The sequence below is a fragment of the Fischerella sp. JS2 genome (genome assembly GCF_032393985.1).
GTDB lineage: Bacteria > Cyanobacteriota > Cyanobacteriia > Cyanobacteriales > Nostocaceae > Fischerella.
On the sequence record NZ_CP135918.1, the window covers coordinates 1,221,283 to 1,245,406 of the forward strand.

The window sequence follows — 24,124 nt, forward strand, 5'->3', positions numbered from 1 at the left end:
TGAACCTGCACAGAACCTAAACTAGCATAACTATGATGCAGTTTTATAGAAATTTGATATAAGTGATTTGCAGATCTAATGAATGTGTGATTAGTTAAGGTCAATATCTGCCATGAAGGAATCAGAATTTCATGTTGAAGAGATAGATTTTCAAAAATACTTGCTTGTCCTGCAACGGCGTTGGATGACAGCAGTAGGTGTTTTTGGAGTAGTCGTCACCCTTGCATTGCTGTATGCATTATCAACTAAACCTACATATACAGCACAAGCAAGTCTGTTAATTAAGACAAGTCGCACCTCCTCACTCACAGGATTGGGAGAAGATTTAGGACGACTGGAATCTTTAGTCCAGGATAACAGCCCTGTAGACACGCAGGCAAAGATCGTTACGTCTGTTCCTGTCCTTCAAGAAACCATTACATCCCTTAGTCTCAAAAATGATGAAGGTGAACCTCTAAAAGTCGAGGATCTTCAGAAAAAATTAAAGGTAGAGGGTGTCAAAGGCACAGACGTTTTGGAAGTTTCCTACACACATGAAGATCCCCAATTAGCTGCAAAAGTCATCAATAAAATAGTTGAAGAATATACTAAGCAAAATATCCAAGCCAACAGAGAAGAAGCAATCTCTGCTGGCAAATTTATGTTGCAGCAATTACCCAAAACCGAGGAAGCCGTTCAGAAAGCAGAATTAGCCTTACGTAGATTCAAAGAGAGAAACAAAATTATTGTCCTGCAAGAAGAAGCAACCGCAGCGGTAAATACAATTTCCAAGTTGGAAGACGAAATTGCCCAATCACAAGCCCAACTGGTTGATGTTAATGCTCGTTTGGAGAAATTACAAACTCAGGCTAGGGTCAATTCACAAGAAGCTGTATCGGCAGTAGACTTGAGCCAAGTACCTGGAACTCAAAAAGTACTGACTGAACTTCAGGAAGCACAGTCGGAATTGACAGTTGCACGAACCCGTTATCAACCTGGACATCCCACAGTTGCCAATTTAGAGGAAAAAGTTTCTGCTCTTAGAAGCTTACTACAACAGCGAATAGAGCAGGTAGGTGGTAATAATCAGCAAATCTCTACAGCAAATTTACAAATGGGAGAAGTGCGACAAAAGCTGATTGAAGATTTAGCAAACACAGATAAAGAACGTGTTGGTTTGGAAAGACGAATTGCAGAACTGACTAATACATGGTCTGTTTACAAACAACGCGCCAACATTCTGCCGAAGTTAGAACAAACCCAAAGGGAGCTAGAGCGAAAACTGAAAGCGGCTCAAACAACGTATGAAACACTCTTGACAAGAATACAAGAGATTAACGTAGCAGAAAACCAGAATGTTAGTAATGCCCGGATCATCTCTCCTGCATTAGTACCAGATGAGCCAAGTGGTACTAGAAAAGCTTTGATTATTGCGGGTGGAGGAGTTTTAGGTATAATGCTAGGAATAATTGCTGCCCTTGCTGCTGATTTGATAGACCGCTCTATCAAGACTGTTAAAGAAGCTAGAGAACTGTTTCAGTACACATTACTAGGGGTTATTCCTAGTGTAAGCAAGACTGCTAAAAACAGCTATTCAGTACAAGGGTTAGATAGACCAATCCCCAGAGTAGTTGGTAGAGACATTCCCCATTTCCCGGTTGGTGACGCGTATCAAATGCTGCAAGCAAACTTGAAATTTCTTTCATATAAGCAGCTAAAAGCAATTACAGTTACTAGTTCTATTCCTAAAGAAGGAAAATCAGAAGTTTCTGCTAACTTAGCTGTCGCAATGGCACAAGTGGAACGTCGGGTACTGTTAGTAGATGCTGATATGCGTCATCCTATCCAGCATCATATTTGGCAACTCAGTAATAATCAAGGCTTAAGCAATATCATTGTTGACCAAGTGCCTTTGGAGACAATTGTTCACGAAGTAATGCCCAATTTACACGTTCTGACCTCTGGGGTGATGCCTCCCAATCCAGTTGCTTTGTTAGACTCTGATCGTATGGCTACCTTAGTTGCGAGCTTTACCAAAAAATATGATTGCGTAATTTTTGATGCTCCACCTCTAGCAGGAACAGCAGATGCAGCAGTTCTAGGTAAATTAGCTGACGGTATTTTGCTGGTGGTGCGTCCAGAAGTGGTTGACTATGCAAGTGCTAGTGCAGCTAAAGAGTTTTTAACTCAGTCAGGCCAAACAGTACTAGGTATGGTGATGAACGGCGTAAGTGTGAAGCGCGAACCAGATAGCTATTTTTACTATGCAAAAGATTCAGTAGAGTCAACTGGTGTGTCTAAAAAATCTATTCTGGTGAGAAATCATCGATAAAATTCTTTTTGTAATACTTAATTAGAGGTGCGATCGCTTTTGAGGTAGTTGCTTACAGTATGAGAAAAGCATAAAAATGCTCAAAAAAATAGAAAGAATTACCCATAAACTCAGCCCTAACCTACAAAAGATTATTGGTAATACAGGTTGGCTGTTAGCTGATAGAGTCCTGCGAATGGGTACAGGACTATTAGTGGGGGTATGGGTAGCTCGCTACCTCGGGCCAAAAAATTATGGTATTTTCAACTATGCGATCGCTTTTACTACGATCTTCAACACAGTTGCCAACCTCGGACTTGATAGGATTGTTATTCGTAATATTGTACGCCAACCCAATAACAAAGATGAAATTTTAGGTACAGCCTTCTTTATGAAGGTCTTAGCCCAAATTGTAATCATAGTTGTCTCAGTTACGGCAATTATCATTATCCGTCCCCGTGAGAATCTCATCCACCAGCTGGTTGGAATCATAACTGTAGGAATGTTTTTTGAATCTTATTATGTAATTGATTTTTGGTTCCAATCCCAAGTTCAGTCAAAATATACAGTTTGGTTTAAGAATATAGGTTTGGTGCTAGCTAGTTGTCTACGGGTTGTATTGATCCAAATACAAGCTCCGTTACTTTTTTTCGCTTGGGTCTATTCAGCGGAAACTGCTCTGAGTGCTTTGGGGCTTGTAGTGGCGTACCGGATTAAAGGTTATTTTATACAAGCATGGAACTTTAGCTCGAAGTGTGCAATAGAGTTACTTAAAGATAGTTGGACACTCATTCTTACGAGTTTTGTGATCATGATTTACATGCGAACTGATCAGTTAATGCTAGGTCAGATGATTGGTGACAAAGCAGTCGGAATCTACTCAGCAGCAATAAAGATCTCAGAACTTTGGTATTTCATACCCACGGCCATAACAAGTTCAGTATTTCCATCAATTTTGAAAGCAAAACAAGAAAGTCAACACTTGTACCATCAACAAATCCAGAAAGTCTTAGACTTGCTTGCAACTGTGTCTTTTATAGTTGGTATAACATTTTCATTATTATCATATCAAATTGTCAATTTAATGTATGGTCAAGAATATGTAGAAGCAGGCACTATACTTATCATCCATATTTGGACTGGATTATTCGTCTCCTTGGGCTTGGTATGTGGTCTTTGGACAACAGCAGAGAATTTAATGCAGTTTACATTTATAGCAACTGCCAATGGTGCAGTCATAAATATAATTTTGAACTACTTTTTAATTAAGAGATATGGAGGTACAGGGGCAGCAATCTCTTCACTAATTGCTCAATGTGTTGCTTCATATATATCTTATATATTGTTACCAAAAACTAGAAAGATTTTTACTATGCAAACTAAAGCAATTTTATTACCAAGTTTATTGAACAGATTATTCCAATACGTCAAAACTGTTATCAGATAATAATATTATTGATAAATGCTTTTAGGTTTTTAATAATAAATGAGTAATGACCAAAATATCCTTTGTAGCTTTAATAAAAAAGTTAGAGATTGGAACTACAATAACTTTACTTTTGCTTACTGAGTTTTTCCCTTTTCCACCCTTAATCGTAAATCTCGTTAGTATATTAATCTATTTATTTTTATTTTTTGTAATTTTGGGACGGGGAAAAAGATTTTTTTATGTTGCAACACGAGATATATCTTTACTCTTCTTGTTAAGTTTAGCGATTGCCTCACTTTTTTGGTCTAACAATCCAGAAAGTACTGCATATCAATTGAGATTTATACTCCGATCAAGTCTATTTGGAGTGTATTTAGCTATGCAATATCGTCCTAGAGAACAGATAACCTTACTGTCTTGGACTGCTGGTATCTCGATGATTCTATCTTTAGTTAGTGTTTTTTTGTTTCCATCTATTGGTACTGGCCTATTTGAGGATAAATTATCCTGGATCGGTATCTACTCACACAAACAGATTTTTGGTCGTCAATTGGGACTTTTTGCATTAATATTTGTAGTAAGATATTTAGATAAAAATAGTAATAATCTATCCGCAATTCTTGGCTTTATATTAGTTTCGTTTCTAGCATTCAAATCTAACAGCAAAACTGCATGGTTAATGATTATTTTTTCGTTGTTTATTGTTTTACTTTATAAAATAAATAAGCAACGTAAAATTAGGCTATTAATGTTTTTGTTTTTTTCATTATTAGCTATTATCACCGTATCTTTATTGACTGCTAATTTAAAGTTTATAGTAGTTGATTTATTAGGAAAAAATCTTGAATTTAACGGGCGCACTCCTCTTTGGATCCTCTCTATTGAAAGAGGATTAGAGCAACCTTGGCTGGGCTATGGTTATGCAGGTTTTTGGGGTTCATCAGTTGGTGATTATGTCATAAAAAATACCTGGGCAGGTTCACATGAGGACTTCTACCGTAGCGCTACCTCATTCCATGCTCACAATGGTTATATAGATCTTTTTCTGCAACTAGGTTTAATTGGTTTACTAATATTTTTGGTTAATTTATTCATGACTCTAAAAAGAGTAATAATCTTATTTATTTACACTAGAGCCATAGAATATGCTTGGATGTTGCAATTTATTGCACTATTTTGTCTTCTAAATTTCAGTGACAGTTGTATTTTATTAGTAAATACGTTTTGGGTCGTATATGTATCCATCTCACTTTCATCTGCCATTGAGTTTAAAAGAAAATTTTCATCTACCCATAGCTTAACTACCTAGCTTGAAAATAGAGAATAGGGAACACAGAAGTTGTTACTTGGAGTTTTTGTAGTTTCATCAATATTTATGCAGGTTAAAAAAACAGTCACCAATCATAGTCCTATATCTGTAAGCAAAACCTTGCGTCTCGCTGTAATTATAACTTGTTACAATCGTCTAGCGAAGACTTTAGGCTGTTTAGAGGCTTTGTACAAGCAGGAATTGCCATCAAATCTTGAGATACAAGTTTACTTAGTAGATGATGGTAGTACTGATGGTACAGGAGAAGTAGTACGTAGTAATTACCCTGAGGTCAATGTTCTGTTGGGAAGTGGAGACCTGTTTTGGAATGGAGGAATGAGATTAGCCTTTGCTGAGGCTATCAAATACGATTATGACTACTATCTCTGGCTGAATGATGATACTATTCTTTACCCGGAAGCTATAAGTAATTTGCTGACATCTTCCTATGCTTTAACTCAGCAAGGTTACGTGAAAACAGTTGTGGTAGGAGCAACTCAAGATGCAAAAACTGGTTTACTCTCCTATGGAGGTATGATTGCCAGTAGTTGGTGGCATCCTCTGAAATTTAATTTAATCAAACCAGATAATCATGAAGTAAAACCTTGTTCAACCATTAATGGTAACTGTGTCCTCTTATCCAGAGAAGTAGTTCAAGCAGTAGGAAATCTTGACCCAGAGTTTCGTCATAGCACAGGAGATTTTGATTATGGGCTACGAGTTCACAAACAGGGTGGTTCAGTTTGGCTAGCACCAGGATATGCAGGAACCTGTGAATATAATCCTTTAAGACATCAAGCTTGGGATGAACCAAATCTGACTTTGCGTCAACGATGGGAGAAAATAAACCAACCTAGAGGACTACCAATTAGAGAATGGAAAGTATTTGCTCGTAGACATGCTGGTCCTTTCTGGATATTCTACTGGCTACTTCCTTATGCAAGGTTGGTTTTAAAGTCAGTGTCATCTCACAAGCTACTAGCTTGAATTCTAGTTCTAATACTCTCTAGAAACCAAGCAGAAGGTAGAAAAAAAGAGGATTTGACGGATTTGTCTTGTTTATTTCATTCGTAGAGGGTGGCGATCGCTGCTAGTCGGACGCTTATATATTGCAATAAATTTGCATCCCGCCAAGAAATTTATTCTCAGGCGGGATGTAGGGTAGGTGCAATATGTAGAATGAAAACTCGACAAGCAAAGTTCCAGTTTTAGCATCAGAAAAGCAACAAATAATGAATAAAATAGATAAACCCCGTATAGCTTTGCTTCTTCCAACTGTAGAGCTAGGTGCTTACTGGCAACCAGTTTTGGAGGAACTGACAAACTTATCTGATCAAACTATTCTCTACACAGGTCGTCCTTGGCCTGGTTTTGATTTAGAGGCTGGGAATAATTCTGTCGTTAAGGTAGTCGGAAATACTGTGCGAGTAACAGCAAATAAGGAAAAAACCGACTATAGCGGTGGTTTTATGTTCTTATCTCCAGGTATTATCCGTTATTTATTTCAATTTAAACCTCATGTAGTATTTGCCAGTGGTTTCTCTGCTTGGACTATACTAGCATTACTTTTCAAGCCTTTTGGTAAATGGCGGCTTATTATTGTTTGGGATGGTAGTTCACCAAATGTAGACTTTCGACATTCAAAGGTTCGTTCATTCCTCAGAAGGATGATGTGTTGGTTGGCAGATGGGTTGATGACTAACAGTTATGGTGGACAGGAGTATCTGAGCGAGTTTTTAGGAGTCCACAAAGATAAAGTCCTCAGAAGACCTTACCTGGTGCCAGATGTAAAAACTTTATTACAAATACCTCAAAATTTTGATGCTAAAAATATTGTTCCACAGCAGCAACATCCAGTTTTTTTATATGTAGGGCGGATAGAGCAGAGAAAAGGACTTCATCAATTGCTGAAAGCATGTGCCATTCTCAAGCAGCAAAATTATTGTAACTACACCTTACAAATCGTAGGTAGAGGACCACAGCAGGAAGAACTGGAGAGTTTTTGTCGTACTGAGAATATACAAGATTGCGTAAATTGGGTAGGCTGGGTTGACTATAGCAATCTAGGAGTATATTTTCAGAATGCTGACATTTTCATTTTTCCTTCTTTAGAAGACATTTGGGGAATGGTTGTGTTAGAAGCAATGGCTTTTGGTAAGCCTATCCTATGTTCAAAATGGGCAGGAGCTTCTGAAATGGTTATTAACGGAGAAAACGGTTATGTTTTTGACCCGTATCATCCAGAGACACTTGCTGAAGTAATGAAGGGCTTGATAGATAAGCCACATCTTATTTCTTTAATGGGACAAAATTCACAAAAATTAATATCTCAGCATACTCCTGTAGCAGCAGCCAATTTTTTTGCACAGACAGCTGCTGATGTTTTGAAAAATAGCTGTTTTCATTCCGCTTGAACACTTGTATTACTTCGTTAAGATCGGTAATGGGTAATGGGAAAAATCACTCACAACCTTAACGAGTTAGCTTTATTTGTGCCGATCTACTGACTAGCTCTTGATTGATAATTAAAATCTTTCACAGGATAAACCTAATATTGAGGTAAAAATGAGCGTTGCGATTATTACAGGTTCAGCTGGCTTAATTGGTTCAGAAGCAGTCAGATACTTTGCTCATCTTGGACTACATATTGTCGGTATTGACAATGACATGCGTAAATTCTTTTTTGGAGAAGATGCTTCAACTGAGTGGAATCGCAAGCGTTTAGAAGCAGATCTGAAGGAATATGAACACCACAACGTAGATATACGAGATTACTCTAAAATTACTGAGATTTTTCAACATTTTGGTAAGAACATATCATTGATTATTCATACGGCTGCCCAACCTTCTCACGACTGGGCAGCGAGCGATCCATTCTCGGATTTTTCCGTAAATGCTAATGGCACACTTAACATGTTGCAAGCAACTCGTGAATACTGCCCTGAAGCTGTATTTGTTTTTACATCTACAAATAAAGTCTATGGAGATTTACCGAATTCCTTACCCTTAGTGGAGGAAGAAAAGCGGTGGGAAATTGAAGCATCTCATAAATACTATTCGGGTATTTCCGAAGATATGAGCATTGATCAAAGTAAGCATTCTTTATTTGGAGCTTCTAAAGTTGCAGCAGATGTTCTTGTCCAAGAATATGGTCGCTACTTTGATATGAAAACTGTGTCTTTTCGAGGCGGATGTCTGACTGGGCCAAATCATTCGGGAACCCAACTACACGGATTTTTGGCTTATCTGATGAAATGTGCAGTTACTGGCAAGCCATATACCATTTTTGGTTACAAAGGTAAGCAGGTACGTGACAATATTCATTCATCTGATTTGATTTCTGCATTCTATGAATTTTATAAAAATCCTACTGTAGGTGCGGTCTACAACATTGGGGGTGGTCGTGAAAGCAATTGTTCAATGCTAGAGGCGATCGATATTTGTCAAGAAATAACCAGTAAGAAGATGAACTATTCATACTCCGACAACAATCGGATTGGAGATCATATGTGGTATATCAGCGATCTATCAAAATTTAAAGCACATTACCCAGATTGGTCAATTAAATATGATGTGACGCAAATTCTGCGTGAAATTTACGAATATAACGTTGAAAGGTGGATATAAGTAATGATTAACGAGGGTAAATATCCCATTTTAGGTGTGAATGTACACGCTGTAGACTATGAATTTGCGGTTGCAAAAATTGTGTCAGCAGCCAAAAAAAAGCACCCTTGTTCTGTGAGCGCTTTAGCGGTACATGGAGTGATGACTGGTTTTTTAGATCCAGTACATGCGAGACGTTTGAATGGAATGGATCTAATTGTGCCAGATGGTCAACCTGTGCGCTGGGCTTTGTGGTGGTTACATCAAAAGAAATTGCCTGATCGAGTCTATGGGCCTAATCTCACATTACGTGTTGCTCAAGCTTTTGCCGAAAGGGGATTATCTATTTATCTCTACGGAAGTAAGCCAGAAACATTGAGCAGGTTTGCACAAAATCTGAAGCAATCCTTTCCTGGTCTTATCATTGCTGGTATGGAACCTTCCAAATTCCGTAGACTTACTGAAGGTGAACGTATAGAACTTGCAGATCGTATTCAGGCTTCTGGCGCAAACGCTGTTTTTTTAGGTTTAGGTTGTCCAAGACAAGAAGTTTGGGCTTATGAATACCGCAATCTTTTAAATATCCCAATCCTAGCAGTTGGTGCGGCTTTTGATTTTCATGCAGGTACCTTACCGCAAGCGCCACAAGTTTTACAAAATTTGGGTTTGGAGTGGTTATATCGCTTGGTTCAAGAACCTAAACGTTTATGGCGGCGCTATGTTTTGCTCAATCCTTTATATGTGTGGAATGTATTTCTACAGTATGTAGGCTTGAGAAAGTTTATCCCAGTTAGACCAGATGGTAGTGAAAAAATAGAATCATACGGATGACCTTGTATGAGCAAAAACTGCAAACTATTTAGACGTCGCAATTTTCTGTTAGGTTTGGGAGCTTCGGCAACCACTTTCTACTTAGCCGATCACAGATTTAGGGACTACAATCAACTTCAAGCTCGATTTTATCCCAGGAGAAGTTTCTCTGTAATAGGTAAAGCTTCCTTACGCGATCGCGCCGCAGCTAAAGGATTAATCTATGGGGCGTTTTCGGAAGGTGGTTACAAAAAATTGTTGCAAACTCCAAAACTGCGATCTGCTTTGATTCAAGAGTGCGGTCTGATAGTAGGAGGGTTCTATTGGGGTTTGAATCGCCCTAGTGCCAGTAATTTCAATTTTACTGAAACTGACTCTTTTGCTCAATTTGCGTCTGAGCATGGGATGCTTTTCCGGGGTCATCCTTTAGTTTGGCATGAGGTAATACCTAATTGGTTAACTAGTAAGTTCAAAGATCCTAGAACTACCTCTAAAGAAATTCAGAACATTTTAATCAACCATGTATCAACGACTGTTAAACGCTATGCTGGACGAATCCATTCGTGGGATGTGGTAAATGAGGCAACAACACCAGACGACAAACGCTCTGACGGCTTGCGAAACTCTCCTTGGCTAAAGTTTCTCGGTCCAGATTACATAGAGCTTGCTTTTAGGATTGCTGCCGAAAAAGATCCAAAAGCCTTGCTTGTTTATAACGATGGTGGACTAGAATATGACATTCCCAGACATGAGGCAAGAAGAAGTGCTATTCTGAAACTTCTTGAGCGGTTGAAGTCTAGAGGAACGCCAATTCATGCTTTTGGTATTCAATCACATCTATGGGGTCAGGGAGCTCGTTTCAATCCTAAAAAACTACGGAAGTTTTTAGCTGATGTTGCTAGTCTCGGTTTAAAAATTCTAGTTACTGAACTAGATGTAACAGATAAAGATTTACCAAAAGACTTAAAGATTCGCGATCGCATGATTGCTGCTGCCTATGAAGACTATCTTTCAGTGGTACTAGATGAAAAAGCTGTGATTGCAGTCATCAATTGGGGATTGAGTGATCACTATACCTGGCTTTCATATTTTGCTCCTCGTCAGGATAAATTACCAGTGCGTCCTTTGCCACTGGACTCAAATTTTCAACGCAAGTTGGCATGGAATGCTATAGCAAGAGCATTTGACAATGCTCCAAAACGTTAAATGAGAGATAAACTCAGTCTTGTAAACAATAAAGTAAAAAACCCAAAAAAAGAATTTTTATATTTATTTTCAAGCATAAATTAATAATGAAAACTCCAGTTGCATTCTTAATTTTTAATCGACCTGACACAACTAAAAAAGTTTTCGATGCAATCCGTCAGGCTAAACCACAGAAATTATTAGTGGTTGCAGACGGACCGCGTGCTGATCGTCCAGGTGAAGCTGAAAAGTGCGAAGCTACCCGTAAAATCATTAAGCTTGTTGATTGGGACTGTGAAGTATTAACTAACTACTCAGATGTGAATTTAGGCTGTAAAAAAAGAATTGCAAGTGGATTAAATTGGGTATTTGAAAATGTTGAAGAAGCAATAATACTTGAAGATGATTGTTTGCCACATCCGACTTTCTTCCAATTTTGTCAGGAGCTTCTCGAATACTATAGATATGATACTCGTGTCATGCATATTAGTGGGTGCAATTATGGGGTTTTAGGTTCGTTTCCCGACCAAAGCTATTATTTTTCAAAAGTCACAGGCATATGGGGTTGGGCAAGCTGGAGAAGAGCATGGAAATGGTACGATGTTGATATTACTTTTTGGTCTGATTTTCTCAAACAAGGAAAACTTCTTCAAAGTATTTTTATTTCAGAGAAGGAATTAAAAGTGAGATTCAAAAATTGGGAAGGTGTACACCTCGGGAAAATAGATACTTGGGATTATTCATGGCATTTAACCTGTATTTGCCAAGGAGGACTTGCGATTAAGCCCAATCATAATCTTGTCAGCAATATAGGATTTGGTTCAGAAGCTACACATACAAAATCTACACGAACTCATTTCGCACATCTTCAAACTGAAGCAATGCAGTTTCCATTGAAACATCCAAAGTTTATGTTGTGGGATAGTGATGCAGAAAAACGATATTTTCAACAGATGTATAATACAGGGTCATTGAATAGATTATTGTCAGTGTTTAAAAAATTATTCAATTCTTTTAAATAGTATCAGTAGAAATGGAGACTTGCAGATTTTATTCTGCCTTCTGCCTTGAAAGTCTGGAACTCTTAACTGAGAACAGGAAAAATTCCACTTTCATGCTATGCGGTGAAACTTGTTTCATTGGGATTGCACTTTGCCTTTTTTATAAAGACTTGAAAAAATTTTAGAAATTCTTCCTTCAAAAGCAGCTTGAGAATTTCAATCACGGGTATTGTTATTAAAACTATAAATACTTATGAAAATTTTACATCTTAGCACTGACGATATTGATGGCGGTGCTGCTCGTGGAGCATACTGGCTTCATCAAGCCCTGATTCAAGCAGGAGTTGATTCAACTATGCTTGTTGCACAAAAAAAGAGCGATGACTTTACTGTGATTGGTCCAGAATCAAAAATTCAGAAAGCTTGGAATAAGATTCAACCTACTCTAGATGGTATTCCCCGAGTTTTTTTCAAAAAAAGACTTCACACAACATTTTCTCCATCTTGGGTTTCTAGCGTAAGTGATAAGCATATTAAAAACATCAATCCAGATATCATTAATTTACATTGGATTTGTCATGGGTTTATAAAACCAGAAAGCTTGAATCATTTTGACAAACCTATTGTATGGACACTACGTGATATGTGGACTTTTACAGGAGGATGTCACTATTCTGGTAGTTGTGAAAAGTATAGAATTAGTTGTGGAGCTTGTCCACAACTAGGTTCCAATATAGAAAATGATATTTCCAGAAAACTTTGGCAACGCAAGCAAAAAGCTTGGCAAAATCTCAATATTACAATTGTTGCGCTCAGTTACTGGTTGGCAGAATGTGCTAGAGAAAGTAGTCTTTTAAAGAATAAAAGAATTGAAATTATTCCTAATGCCTTAGATGAATCTAAATTCAAACCTATTGCAAAAACAACTGCCAGACAAATACTTAATTTACCTTTAGATAAAAAAATTATTCTCTTTGGAGCTCTTAATGCAGTAAAAGATGAGAGAAAAGGATATCAATATTTAATACCAGCTTTAGAAAAACTTGCTAATAATGGTTTTGGCGAAATTACAGAAATAGTTATATTTGGTTCAAGCAAGCCGAAAGAACCACTAAATTTAGGTATAAAAATAAATTATTTAGGTAGATTGTACGATGATGCAACCTTAGCATTAACTTATGCCTCTGCCGATGTAACTGTTACACCATCAATTCAGGAAGCATTTGGCAAAACTGCGATGGAATCTTTGGCTTGTGGAACACCAGTAGTATCTTTTGACTCGACAGGGTTAAAAGACATTGTTGACCACAAAAAAAATGGTTATCTTGCTAAATGTTTTAGTTCTGATGATTTAGCCAATGGAATTGCTTGGATATTACAAGATGAATGGAGATGGCTAGAACTATCGAAAAAAGCAAGAGAAAAAGTAGTAAATAGTTTTACACTTAAAAAGCAAGTTGACAATTATTTAAAACTTTATAAAGATATCTTAGTAAAAAATACATAAAATACTTACACAATCGCTATTGACGTAATGCATCATTTGTGATAATTATTTTTAGAGAATCGGACAGATTAGAAAAGCTGTAATTTGGGCGAGTGAAACTGCGATCGCCTTGGATGTAAATTGTGTCTATATTGTCAATCGTTATTTAATTTCTTGACAGACTGACACTCTAGTAGTTCTTACATATCTGGCAAAGAATAATTCATAGTGAGGATGAATAGCAGTTATGACTACAAAATATCTACCAATAGTTAGCTTTAAACAAGATTTACGTTCTGCAAAAGGCACGAGGATACAAAGAGGATTAGCTATTCGATTTTTCCGAGTACTAATACTTTTATCTCTAGATGGGTTTGCTCTAATTTTAGCATGGAGTTTATCCATACTTTATGGAACCCCATTAGATTCTCCTTGGACACAAAAAGCTCCCTTTGTAATCCTAACTCTGGCTTTAGAAATAGGTATTATTGCCACAAAAGGTCTATATAAAGCTGGGATTCAACGTCGCAATTATCCCGGGATTATTAAAGCCGTAACTCTATCACACGTATTACTTTTATTCATTGCTTTTCTTTACGAACCAAATCACTATGTTTCTCGCTCAACTTTTTTGATTTTTTGGTTATCATCTTTGCTATTTATTTGTATTGGTCGCTATTTATTTGATATAGCTACTAAATTATTACGTACAAAAGGAGCAATTCGTCATCCCATATTCTTAATTACAGAAAGAGAAGATCAAGAAAATCATATCAGGATTATACAAAAGGAAAACTGTTATACAATCCAAGGTATTGCTGACTCTAGATGCTTAGATTTGTGTAACCGAGAGTCAACCTTTGAATACCTGCGTCAGCAGGGAATAGTAGAGGCTTTTGTTTCTTGGAATGCGATTAAAAATCGTCTATACGTTTGCTGGAATTTCCATACAGCTGGTCTTACCTTGCGAATCCTACCAACCGACAGCGAAGTTCGTCATCCTAAATCTATTTTTTGGATGATTGGTGAAGTTCCCTGTATGACAATTCCAGCACCCATTATTACAGGTAGTGATTTTTGGGTAAAACGGTGTTTTGATCTTTGTTGTTCTGTAATTTTGCTGTTGCTGCTCTTTCCAATTTACTTGTTAATTGCCATATTAATTAAGTTGGATTCTCCTGGTCCAGTCTTTTTTAGACAAGAGCGCATTGGCTTACGTAGCCGGAAGTTTAAGATTTGGAAATTCCGGACAATGGTTACTAATGCAGAAAAGTTACAAGCAACTTTAGAAGCAAAGAATGAAATTAAAGATGGTGTTCTTTTCAAAATGAAGGATGATCCCCGTATCACCCGGGTTGGTAAATTCTTGCGCCGTTATAGTTTAGATGAGTTACCACAACTGTTTAATGTTTTTCTTGGAGAAATGAGTCTTGTTGGACCTCGTCCTCTACCCATCAGAGATGTAGAAAAGTTCAAAACCAAACACTTTATCCGACAAGAAGTTCTTCCTGGTATAACTGGATTATGGCAAGTTTCTGGGCGTTCCAATGTAGAGAAATTTGAAGATGCCGTAAAATTAGACTTAACTTACATTGAAAATTGGTCACTGTTGCTGGATTTAAAGATTTTACTGCAAACTGTTAATGTTGTATTGCACAAGACTGGTGCTTACTAAAGCTACACATCAACCTATATTTTGCCCTGTTCTCAACCAAAAATATCCCAAGATAGCATTCTGAGGTTAAACTAGCATTCTCTGACAATCATGCGATCGCTTGGATTGCAAATCGTGTTGATATTGTCAGCCATTATTTTCTGGGAAAAGAATTCTGGATGATATAAAATGATGCAGTATTGTTATACACTCAATTAAGTAACTAAGGCAGTAATATTGTTCTGTGATCTCCAAAAATGTAGTACTTTATGTCCTAACCTTGAACAAAACAAAAATAGTGTAATTCCAAACTAGAAAACTTCTAAATCTTGTCTGGTCTAAGATCGCTCAGGAGACGCTGGTCACATATTTTAATCGTCTGTTATTACTACCAAGAAAAAAATACTGTTTTTTCTACCTTGAACTGTTATTTCAATTTTCTTGTTGACAATGAGGATTGTAAGCAGATAACAAAGACTATTCACGATCTTTCATCCATTATGAGATCAAAGTAAAGTATTCTGTTGTTTTATTAAGAGGCTTAACATAACTAGAAAAGACAACAACTAATGAAAAATCGTAATAATTTTCAAAGGAACTATATTATAGATATGGTTTCCAACCTACGTTCCCACCTTAAATATCTATTGAAAATTTATCTTTTCTCAAAACCTCTAGCGAGAGGAATTATACAACTGTGCATTAATAATGCTGATAAATATTTTGGTAATGACAAAGAGATAAAAATTTATAAATTAATTAATCAGGAAAAGATTCCTATTTCAGAAGCTAAATTTCTAGAAGGTGATTTTTTAAGAGTTATTACTCCTTTTAAAGATGAAATTGAAGCAGTAGTAATAGACGCTACCAAAGATAGATTTTGTTTTTGTAATAATCACATACTTGATGCAAATTTAAATGTGATCTATGAAAAAGATGTTAAATTTAATGAACTACCGATATACGGACGCGAATTATCTGTTAATTTTACCAAACTACAGGGAACAGTTGCCTATTTATCAAACGCAACTCCTCAAAATTATGGACACTGGTTTATATACACTTTACCTATGCTTGAGGTGTATTGGAAGTTTATTAATCAACAAGAGATTGATTATTACTATGTAGGGGAAATAACAGATTTCAAAATAGAAACTTTAGCAGCGCTTGGTATAAAAAAAGAAAAGATAGTTGATTTTCCCTGTAAAGCTGATAGATCAATAACTTGTGTAATTAACAGAAAAGTGCAAAACGGTGGTTATCAATATCCAACCAGTTTTGGCTACAAATTAGCAAGAAATCTTTTCTTACCTAAAGAAAATCATTCAAATAGTAAATATCCAAAACGTTTATATGTAAAACGCGGTCAGGTAGATCATCGGGCAGTAATCAATGATCATGAAGTCATAGAATACTTAGAAAGTATAGGCTTTGAAGCATTAACAATGGATGGTAGAACAATACGAGAAGAGGCTGAAATCTTTTACAACGCAGATGTAATAATTTCAGTCTGTGGTTCTGCCTTAACAAATCTTCTCTTTATTAAAGAAGGCATAACAGTTATAGAAATTTTTCCTTTCGGTTATTTAGATGGTCATTTTTATGCTATAGCAAATTATTCTAAAGCCAATTATTTCTATATGATAGGTGAAAAGATTCCGAATAACCCCACAATACCGCATTTATCAAATGTAAAAGTTAATATTAAAAAGTTAGAAAAAATATGTAAATTAGCAAATATATGTCCTATACAGTAATTAATCCTAGAAGATGTTAAGACTGTAGTAGATGTCATTGTAACTCATGAGAGTAATCCAACAGACCCAAACGCTTGCTCAAGGCTACACAAATTGCTTCTAGTGGATTTGAAGATAAAGGTGGACTGCTATTATTTGAAGGATTCAAACTTGCACAAAAAAATCCTAAGACCAAACTAGCCATCGTTGACTACCAGTAAAATTTCAAGTATTTGAATGGCTAAATTCCTAATATGACAGTATGTGGCTTAGTATATCAGCAAGTGCTTTTCAAACATAGTATGAACCCGTGTTTGTAAATTTTAAAGCTGGGTAGGTGAGGAGAGATACAGAGCAAAAAAAGGAGGGGAGGGGAAATCTCTTTTTACTACTGCTGCTCCCGACAATAAATGAGGGAAGCTTTCTCTCCTCACAGCGCGACACAGGTAGCACGGTTATAGGGATAAACAGATACTAAATCAGTACATCCGTGTTAAAAATACCTCTTGTGACACTACTTGTAGCGAACACTAACATTGAACACCACTAGAACTGTTGTTCTTCTTCGTAGAAGAAAAACTCTGCCAAAAGTGTCAAGCCGATAATCCCAAGAAAGCACAAAATAGAAAAGCCAAAAATTACTGTCATTTTTATCACCTTTACCTTCTGTTAATATTTTCTTAAAAGATTAATAAGAGTGAATTATTTGCTGGCAAAAAGAATTTAAACACGTAAGATTGTAAATTTACTATTGCTAGTTGTGGGTAATGGGAAGTCAATCTGAATCATTCATTCTGTTTTCACTAATCATTCCTTGAAGCTACAAGAAAGCGGATTTATCCGTGGAATCAATTCATATTCCAACATCCAAAATTGTCTGACAACAACTTATCTATTCCCGTACATCCACCTGTAATTGCAATCCGTCATTACCGTTAGTATTAGACTGAGCGGGTTGTAGGATTAGTTCTGAACCACTTGTCTGCGATTGTGGTTTGAGGATTCTCTGTAACTGCACAGGATTGTTTATTTGTTGAGTAGTCTGACTAGTATTAGTATTGTTGTTAATTTGACCCGCTAAATTTTGTCCTTGGTCAAAAAATATTGCAAAGTCATTCTCAGCTGTTCGATCAGTGATTCCAGTCAGGGAATCACCAGATAAGGTATATCCCTGTTGGTGAGAACTGGATGATTGAGCTTGAACCTCGGTAGATAAGCCAGCCACTGTTGCTGCAATCACCAAAACAGCAAGAATTCTTTTATTCATTGTGTTTATCCAAACTCTATATATATTTGTAATGCAATCGTTTTAGATAGTGCTTGAACTTGTAGATGATTTTTAGCTCAATTGTAATATAACATCAATATAAAACTGTATTTCTACATACTTATTTTATTAAGTATTGATTGTTTTTAAATAAATTTAATATCAAACAGTCTAGTCAGCAAATGGTAAAAATTAAAACTTTAAATTAGTTGAAGAAAAAGTGTGAATTAGTCAAAATAATAAAAACTGAAAAGTAAAAATAAGAAGTTCTATCAATCAGAACGTCACATAGGATACTTTTCTCTATTCATACGGATTTTTTATTTACTCAATAAATAAATTCTTCTGTATCTAGATTGATTGATACTTCAGATATACTGCTGGTGGCTCAATTTTTGCCTATTTACAGGAATACAGACAAATAATGCGCTAACGTTAGAAAGTAGATCAAGCTTTTCAAGCCTGCCCCTTGAAATTTGTCGAGAAGAAATAATGAGGTTGTAGGCAAGCTCGAGTGCAGGTATTTGCCATGTATGAACTGATTCAAACTGTTTTAAGTAGTGACGAAAAAAAAATTCTACGTCAATTAATCTCCAATTTGAGCGCCTCAGGCAAACGTTATTTCCTGAGAAATGAAATTTTGCACGCTTTTGCTGACTACTGCCACCAATTCCAAAAGCCTGCCTACTTTTTTCACTCTTCTTCCTTAGGAACACTTATTCACTATACTCATGAAATTATTTTGGAAGGAGATGATATTTGGTTACTGTTGCGACCCAGGATAGGTAGTCAAGAAGTTTGGCGGTTGTTATCAGCAGACACGAGTAACTTTGAACTGCAAACACCACAGGCACTGCTTGATGTACGCGATCGCTTTGTCAACCGCTACCAGTCTCCAATTCTGGAAATCAACTTTCATCCTTTTGATAGAGGTATTCCATCTATTGATGACCCCAGAAACATCGGTCAAGGTCTAGCCTTCCTCAACCGTTATCTTTGCAGTCAGGTATTGTGTGATCGCGCCTACTGGTTAGATGTATTATATGATACATTGCACCGATTGGAATATGATCACAAACAGTTGCTGATTGGCGATCGCATCAAGTCTGGTATACAACTATACAAAGAAATTAAACAAGCCATTAAAATCGTCAGCGAAAGACCACCTGAAGAACCCTACGAAAAGTTTCACGAACAGCTACAAGCCCTTGGCTTAGAACCAGGTTGGGGTAACACCGCCTCCCGAGTACGTGAAACTCTAGAACTATTTGATCGGCTGATTGAGACTCCAGAACCAGCCATCCTCGAAGCCTTTGTGGCTCGTATTCCCGCAGTTTTTCGCGTCGTCCTCGTTTCCATCCACGGCTGGATCGGACAAGATGATTCTGTAGGTAGACCTGAGACCTTGGGTCAAGTCGTCTACGTGCTAGAACAAGCGCGGAGTTTAGAACATCAAATTCGTGAAGAAATTAAATTAGCAGGACTCGATTCACTAAGTATTCAACCGCAAGTAATTATTCTCACTCGCCTCATCCCCAACTGTGAAGGAACCCAATGTAACCTCCGCTTAGAAAAAATAGAGGGAACCGAAAACGCCTGGATCTTGCGTGTTCCTTTCCGAGAATTCAATCCGCAAGTCACACAAAACTGGATTTCTAAATATGAAATTTGGCCATACCTAGAAACATTTGCTATTGATGCTGAAAAAGACCTCTTGACTCAGTTAGGAGAACGTCCTGATTTAATTATTGGTAACTACAGTGATGGTAATTTAGTAGCCTTTTTGTTGGCACGTAGCTTAAACGTGACGCAATGCAATATCGCTCATTCTTTAGAAAAACCTAAACATTTATTCAGCAATCTCTACTGGCAAGAGCTAGAGCAACAATATCACTTTTCGGCCCAATTTACTGCTGATGTGATCAGCATGAATGCCGCAGACTTTATTATTACCTCGTCTTACCAAGAGATTGTTGGCACACCAGACACTCTTGGTCAATACGAATCGTATAAAATATTTTCCATGCCACAGCTATATCACGTAGTTGATGGCATTAATTTATTTAGTCCCAAATTCAATTTGGTACCACCGGGAGTAGACGAAAATATCTTTTTCCCTTATAACCAAATAGAAAAACGAGACGAGAGTCTACGTAAAAAGGTTAACGAGCTACTTTTTAGTAGTTCAGATTCACTAATATTTGGTCATTTAAATGACCCCAACAAACGGCCAATTTGTGCGATCGCTCATATCACTCCAGTGAAAAATCTTTCTGGTTTGATAGAATGCTTTGGTAAAAGTCAGGCTTTGCAGAAGCAATGCAACCTGATTCTTGTGACCAATAAGTTGCATTTATCTGAAGCGAGTAACTCAGAAGAAACAACAGAACTAGAAAAAATCCACAATTTAATTAATCAGTACAATCTCCAGGGTCAAATTCGCTGGGTGGGAATGCGTCTTCCTAAACCTGAACTTGGGGAAGTTTATCGAGTGATAGCAGATCGTCAGGGTATTTTTGTCCATTTTGCCCGCTTTGAAGCCTTTGGCAGACCAATCCTGGAAGCAATGAGTACTGGTTTACCAACATTTGCTACTGAATTTGGTGGTGCAGCAGAATTAATTGATGATGGAGAGTGTAAATTTCATATCAACCCTACAGACTTAGAAGGTACAGCTAAAAAAATTCTGCAATTTCTAGACCAGTGCAATACTCACCCTGAACACTGGCACGAAATTTCAGAAAGGGTCATCCAGCGAGTCCGTAACAAATATAATTGGCAAATGCATACCAAACAATTGTTATTACTCGCTAAAATTTATAGATTCTGGGATTTTTTGAATAAAGAAAACCGCGAAGCATTACTACGCTACGTGGATACCTTATACCATCTGGTCTTTAAACCCAGAGCCGAAAAAATCTTAGAAGAGCATATGCAAAGATAGGGATCGGGCAGAAGGAGGACATATCAATTCAAAATTCCAAATTCATGTATTAGGAAGAGAGTAGGGGAGTATAAAACACGGAAGAAATTCTCCCTTGTCTGGTTTGTCTTCCTTGTCCCCGATCCCCGATCCTCTAACCACCCCTCAGTCTCCTAAGTAACAGCAGCGACGATGGATACAACAGGACGTTACCAGCATCTCACCTATACAGATTGGACTGTCAGGGAAACCCAGCTTGAACCCGATCAGTTTCGCTACCGAGAAACAGTTTTTACCATCGGTAATGGTTATTTAGGAACACGGGGTAGCTTTGAAGAAGGCTATTCTCATGCCTTACCAGCTACCTTTATCCACGGTGTTTACGATGAAGTTCCGATTGTCTATACCGAACTAGCCAACTGTCCAGACTGGTTGCCATTTGCCATTATGATTGATGGCGATCGCTTCCGTCTGGAAAAAGGCGAGATATTAAGTTATGAGCGCAAGTTAGACTTGCGTCGGGGAATTCTCAACCGCAGCGTGCGTTGGCGCAGTCCCAATAGCAAGACAATAGACATTCACTTTGAAAGGTTTGCCAGCCTTGCAGACGAACACGTTCTTGTCCTGCGTTGTCAACTTACCCCAGTTGATTTTGCAGGTGCGATCGAGATACAAGCTAGTATTAATGGCTACCCAGAAAACCAGGGTTTTAACCACTGGGAATGGTTGGATCAAGGAAAGACAGAAGCAGGAGTATGGTTAAACCTCCGTACCCGTTCCTCCCGGATTCAACTGGGTATGGCTACTGGTATAAAAATCTCCGGAGTAGAAGCTTCGCTGCAAGTCACTAGTCCCCCTGGTTATCCTACACTCAGTGCATCTTTCCTCGCTTCCCCAGGACAAACTGTAACGGTAGATAAGTTTATAACAGTTTTTACCTCTCAACACCAGGAAAACCCAGTCACAGCTGCTTGTGATAAACTCGCTCAATTGCCAGACTACTCATTATTATTAACTGCCCACATCCAAGCTTGGGAAGAAGTTTGGCAAAAAAGTGACATAGTGATTGAGGGGGATGTTACAGCCCAGTTAGCTGTACGTTATAACCTCTTTCAGTTACTGATCGCTGCCCCACGCAATAATGATAAAGTCAGTATCCCAGCTAAAACACTTTCGGGGTTTGGTTATCGCGGTCATATTTTTTGGGATACAGAAATTTTTATACTTCCTTTCTTTATCTACACTCAACCAGAACTAGCACGTAACTTATTAACTTATCGCTATCACACCTTGCCTGGAGCGCGGCGCAAGGCAGTACATTATGGGTATAAAGGAGCAATGTATGCCTGGGAAAGCGCTGATAGTGGTGATGAAGTAACGCCTCGGTGGCTGCCCCCTAACGATCCTTATGGTGAAGATATTCGGATTTGGTGTCGCGATCGCGAAATTCATATTAGTGCCGATGTGGCTTATGCCATATGGTACTACTGGCAAGCTACCAACGACGACGAATGGATGCGGGACTACGGCGCTGAAATTATTCTCGATACAGCTGTATTCTGGGGTAGTCGGGTAGAGTACAACACCAAACACGAACGGTACGAAATTCGGGACGTAATTGGTGCTGACGAATATCATGAATTCGTCCATAACAACACCTTTACCAACCGACTGGTACAATGGCATCTAGAAAAAGCACTTTATATATATGACTGGCTACACAAAAATTTCCCCGACAAAGCCACAGAAATAGAAAATAAACTGCAACTAAGTGCAGGCAGGCGATCGCGTTGGAGTGATATCATTACCAACATCTGGATTCCCTACGATGAGTCAACCGGACTCATCGAGCAATTTGAGGGATTTTTCCAATTGCAAGATATTAATCTGGAAGACTACGAACCACGCACCAAATCTATCCAAGCGATCTTAGGTATCGAGGAAGGCAACAAACGACAGATACTCAAGCAACCAGATGTCTTAATGCTGTTGTACCTGATGCGACAATCACAGGAATCTCCCTACAATGCCCGCACTTTGCAAGCCAACTGGGATTACTACGCACCTCGTACCGATATTAGTTATGGTTCCTCTCTCGGTCCAGCAATTCATGCCATTCTAGCCTCAGACTTGGGCAAAACAGCACAAGCCTACGAAAGATTTATGCAAGCAGCATTAGTCGATTTAGAAGATGTCCGGGGTAATGCCTCAGACGGAATTCATGGGGCGAGTGCTGGTGGCATTTGGCAAGCAGTGGTTTTAGGTTTTGGTGGTATTCAAATGGGAAATAGCGAACCTATAGCTAATCCTCACCTACCTCCTGGATGGACACGCCTGAAATTCAAGTTGATGTGGCATGGTAAATGGCATGAGTTTGATTTGGGGATTGAGGACGAGGAGACAAGGGGACAAGGAGGACAAACCAGACAAGGGGGATGGTCAACAACTAACCAGCAACTACCAACAAGCAACAACCAACCACCAACTACCATGTCACCAGATATCCGAGGCTTTATCTTTGATCTAGATGGCGTATTAACCGATACAGCCGAATACCATTATCTTGCTTGGCAAAAACTGGCAGATGAAGAAGGATTACCCTTTAACCGTGAGGCTAATGAAGCTTTGCGGGGTGTATCTCGTCGGGAATCACTTCTGCGTATTATCGGTGACAAGAAGTATTCAGAAGCACAACTACAAGAGATGATGGATCGTAAAAATCGTTATTATGTAGAATCTATTCAAAACATCTCGCCCCATGATCTACTGCCTGGTGTAGTCACTTTACTTGATGAATTAAAGCAAGCAGGAATTAAAATTGCCCTGGGCTCAGCCAGTAAAAATGCTCGTACTGTGATCGAGAAACTGGGTATTGCCAACCGCATAGATGCGATCGCCGATGGTTATAGTGTACAACGCCCCAAACCAGCCCCTGACCTATTTTTGTATGCTGCCAACCAATTAGGAATTGAACCAGTCCAGTCTGTAGTTGTGGAAGACGCAGAAGCAGGCATTGAGGCAGCTTTAGCTGGTGGAATGTGGACAATCGGACTCGGCCCCGCTTCACGAGTTGGTGCTGCTCACATCGTCCTACCAAGTTTAGCAGGCGTTCATTGGAGTGATTTACATGCCAAGTTGAATGAACTAGCAACAAGGGATTAGGGACTCGGAGGCTTAGATCTTGCACCTGCTTAATATAGCGCCCTCAAATAAATTTGGGGCTCAAAGCTCAAGTTAGCTTTTAGCTAACTTGGACAATCGTTGTAAAAAGTTTTAACTCCTTGGCTGCACCATGCCCAAAAACTTTAGCTTCGGGCGTGGTGCAAAATATAAATCATCCTCTTTTATCTGCTCCACCGTGTAGCTTACGCTAATGAGAGGAATCCCAACTTTTAGAAGGGGCAAAACCGAACCTCATCTGAGAGTCA

Annotated in this window: 15 protein-coding genes; 14 read left to right on the forward strand and 1 reads right to left on the reverse strand. The window is 38.2% G+C overall.

All coding sequences use genetic code 11. From position 1 onward, the window contains the following. The first annotated feature begins 112 nt into the window (after positions 1–112). From RS893_RS05160 to RS893_RS05215, 12 genes are all read left to right on the forward strand, one after another. Positions 113–2,311, forward strand: coding sequence for a polysaccharide biosynthesis tyrosine autokinase (locus RS893_RS05160; protein ID WP_315790179.1), 2,199 nt, complete (start codon positions 113–115; stop codon positions 2,309–2,311). Positions 2,312–2,387: 76 nt separating this feature from the next. Next, positions 2,388–3,737 carry a flippase gene (locus tag RS893_RS05165; protein ID WP_315790180.1) on the forward strand — a complete coding sequence of 450 codons (1,350 nt, stop codon included), beginning with the start codon at positions 2,388–2,390 and terminating at the stop codon, positions 3,735–3,737. Positions 3,738–3,783: 46 nt separating this feature from the next. Continuing rightward, positions 3,784–5,028, forward strand: a complete 1,245-nt coding sequence (locus RS893_RS05170; protein ID WP_315790181.1) for an O-antigen ligase family protein — start codon at positions 3,784–3,786, stop codon at positions 5,026–5,028. A gap of 66 nt (positions 5,029–5,094) precedes the next feature. Further along, on the forward strand, positions 5,095–6,015 hold the full coding sequence (locus RS893_RS05175; protein WP_315790182.1) for a glycosyltransferase family 2 protein: 921 nt from the start codon (positions 5,095–5,097) through the stop codon (positions 6,013–6,015). Positions 6,016–6,260: 245 nt separating this feature from the next. After that, the gene (locus RS893_RS05180; RefSeq protein ID WP_315790183.1) at positions 6,261–7,442 is read left to right on the forward strand and encodes a glycosyltransferase family 4 protein; all 1,182 of its coding nucleotides are present in this window, start codon (positions 6,261–6,263) and stop codon (positions 7,440–7,442) included. Positions 7,443–7,593: 151 nt separating this feature from the next. Next, on the forward strand, positions 7,594–8,655 hold the full coding sequence (locus RS893_RS05185; protein WP_315790184.1) for an NAD-dependent epimerase/dehydratase family protein: 1,062 nt from the start codon (positions 7,594–7,596) through the stop codon (positions 8,653–8,655). A 3-nt stretch (positions 8,656–8,658) separates the two neighbouring features. Beyond that, entirely contained in the window at positions 8,659–9,465 is an 807-nt protein-coding gene (locus RS893_RS05190) for a WecB/TagA/CpsF family glycosyltransferase (RefSeq protein ID WP_315790185.1), read from the forward strand. 6 nt (positions 9,466–9,471) lie between these two features. Further along, the gene (locus RS893_RS05195) at positions 9,472–10,650 is read left to right on the forward strand and encodes an endo-1,4-beta-xylanase (RefSeq protein WP_315790186.1); all 1,179 of its coding nucleotides are present in this window, start codon (positions 9,472–9,474) and stop codon (positions 10,648–10,650) included. 86 nt (positions 10,651–10,736) lie between these two features. Next, positions 10,737–11,651 (forward strand): glycosyltransferase family 2 protein, encoded by a 915-nt coding sequence (locus RS893_RS05200; RefSeq protein WP_315790187.1) that lies wholly within the window; start codon positions 10,737–10,739, stop codon positions 11,649–11,651. A 232-nt stretch (positions 11,652–11,883) separates the two neighbouring features. Further along, a complete protein-coding gene (locus RS893_RS05205; RefSeq protein ID WP_315790188.1) occupies positions 11,884–13,137 on the forward strand; it encodes a glycosyltransferase family 4 protein in 1,254 nt (417 codons plus the stop codon). A gap of 226 nt (positions 13,138–13,363) precedes the next feature. Then, positions 13,364–14,791 carry a sugar transferase gene (locus tag RS893_RS05210; protein WP_315790189.1) on the forward strand — a complete coding sequence of 476 codons (1,428 nt, stop codon included), beginning with the start codon at positions 13,364–13,366 and terminating at the stop codon, positions 14,789–14,791. Between the two features lie 548 nt (positions 14,792–15,339). Continuing rightward, positions 15,340–16,527, forward strand: coding sequence for a glycosyltransferase family 61 protein (locus RS893_RS05215; protein WP_315790190.1), 1,188 nt, complete (start codon positions 15,340–15,342; stop codon positions 16,525–16,527). Positions 16,528–17,398: 871 nt separating this feature from the next. On the opposite strand, the gene RS893_RS05220 is transcribed toward RS893_RS05215, so the two are convergent. Continuing rightward, positions 17,399–17,773, reverse strand: a complete 375-nt coding sequence (locus tag RS893_RS05220) for a hypothetical protein (protein ID WP_315790191.1) — start codon at positions 17,771–17,773, stop codon at positions 17,399–17,401. A 529-nt stretch (positions 17,774–18,302) separates the two neighbouring features. On the opposite strand from RS893_RS05220, the gene RS893_RS05225 reads away from it, so the two are divergent. Together RS893_RS05225 and pgmB are read left to right on the forward strand one after the other, a co-directional pair. Next, positions 18,303–20,717, forward strand: a complete 2,415-nt coding sequence (locus RS893_RS05225) for a sucrose synthase (protein WP_315790192.1) — start codon at positions 18,303–18,305, stop codon at positions 20,715–20,717. Positions 20,718–20,888: 171 nt separating this feature from the next. Beyond that, positions 20,889–23,858, forward strand: a complete 2,970-nt coding sequence (gene pgmB / locus RS893_RS05230; protein ID WP_315790193.1) for a beta-phosphoglucomutase — start codon at positions 20,889–20,891, stop codon at positions 23,856–23,858. Positions 23,859–24,124: the final 266 nt, after the last annotated feature.

What these genes read in the sequence shown, in the direction of transcription:
- RS893_RS05160 (WP_315790179.1), top strand. Translation starts at nt 113, where the DNA reads ATGAAGGAATCAGAATTTCATGTTGAAGAGATAGATTTTCAAAAATAC.
- RS893_RS05165 (WP_315790180.1), top strand. Translation starts at nt 2,388, where the DNA reads ATGCTCAAAAAAATAGAAAGAATTACCCATAAACTCAGCCCTAACCTA.
- RS893_RS05170 (WP_315790181.1), top strand. Translation starts at nt 3,784, where the DNA reads ATGACCAAAATATCCTTTGTAGCTTTAATAAAAAAGTTAGAGATTGGA.
- RS893_RS05175 (WP_315790182.1), top strand. Translation starts at nt 5,095, where the DNA reads ATGCAGGTTAAAAAAACAGTCACCAATCATAGTCCTATATCTGTAAGC.
- RS893_RS05180 (WP_315790183.1), top strand. Translation starts at nt 6,261, where the DNA reads ATGAATAAAATAGATAAACCCCGTATAGCTTTGCTTCTTCCAACTGTA.
- RS893_RS05185 (WP_315790184.1), top strand. Translation starts at nt 7,594, where the DNA reads ATGAGCGTTGCGATTATTACAGGTTCAGCTGGCTTAATTGGTTCAGAA.
- RS893_RS05190 (WP_315790185.1), top strand. Translation starts at nt 8,659, where the DNA reads ATGATTAACGAGGGTAAATATCCCATTTTAGGTGTGAATGTACACGCT.
- RS893_RS05195 (WP_315790186.1), top strand. Translation starts at nt 9,472, where the DNA reads ATGAGCAAAAACTGCAAACTATTTAGACGTCGCAATTTTCTGTTAGGT.
- RS893_RS05200 (WP_315790187.1), top strand. Translation starts at nt 10,737, where the DNA reads ATGAAAACTCCAGTTGCATTCTTAATTTTTAATCGACCTGACACAACT.
- RS893_RS05205 (WP_315790188.1), top strand. Translation starts at nt 11,884, where the DNA reads ATGAAAATTTTACATCTTAGCACTGACGATATTGATGGCGGTGCTGCT.
- RS893_RS05210 (WP_315790189.1), top strand. Translation starts at nt 13,364, where the DNA reads ATGACTACAAAATATCTACCAATAGTTAGCTTTAAACAAGATTTACGT.
- RS893_RS05215 (WP_315790190.1), top strand. Translation starts at nt 15,340, where the DNA reads ATGAAAAATCGTAATAATTTTCAAAGGAACTATATTATAGATATGGTT.
- RS893_RS05220 (WP_315790191.1), bottom strand. Translation starts at nt 17,773, where the DNA reads ATGAATAAAAGAATTCTTGCTGTTTTGGTGATTGCAGCAACAGTGGCT.
- RS893_RS05225 (WP_315790192.1), top strand. Translation starts at nt 18,303, where the DNA reads ATGTATGAACTGATTCAAACTGTTTTAAGTAGTGACGAAAAAAAAATT.
- pgmB (WP_315790193.1), top strand. Translation starts at nt 20,889, where the DNA reads ATGGATACAACAGGACGTTACCAGCATCTCACCTATACAGATTGGACT.